At 48.8% G+C, this 539-nt stretch carries 2 protein-coding genes; both read left to right on the top strand.

The window, feature by feature from the left end:
- A partial coding sequence (locus R7Q11_RS28860; RefSeq protein WP_318094487.1) for a di-heme oxidoredictase family protein occupies positions 1 to 235 on the top strand: 235 nt, incomplete at its 5' end.
- Between the two features lie 10 nt (positions 236 to 245).
- Positions 246 to 539: imelysin family protein (locus R7Q11_RS28855; protein WP_405532621.1), on the top strand; the 294-nt coding region annotated here is incomplete at its 3' end.

Raw genomic sequence — 539 nt, 5'->3', positions numbered from 1 at the left:
TCATCGACCTGAATATCTTGCCAATGGCCGTGAATGGCGTACGCCACCACTTTGGGGGATTGGTTACACGGAAGAAGTGAACGGTCACACGTATTTCTTACATGATGGTCGAGCTCGTAACTTGATGGAAGCGGTGCTTTGGCATGGTGGTGAAGCGGAACAAGCGAAACAAAACGTGTTATCGCTGAACCAAAAAGAACGTGACGCATTGATCGCGTTTCTGAACTCTCTGTAAGGATGCAACCATGAAGAAAACAACATTAATGAGCGCTGTTGTTGCAACGCTAAGCTTAGTTGGTTGCCAATCGACAACGGGCTCGTCGGATGCACAACCAGAGCAAACTAGCCATATTTCTCAAGCTGTTTACGAAGTGGAGTTTCATGCCGCACAGTCATTTTTAAGCCAAGCTTCGCAGTTAGAACAGAGCTTTGCTGATTTTTGTTCGGCGCCGAAAAATGACGTGGAACCAGTACAACAACAGTGGCACAGCACCATGCTGGCTTGGATGGCGCTTCAAGGACAGGAACGTGGCCCCGCG

This window comes from Vibrio sp. 970, from assembly GCF_033339075.1.
Note: the sequence above shows the minus strand (reverse complement) of the source record. Positions and strands in the feature narration are given on the sequence as shown.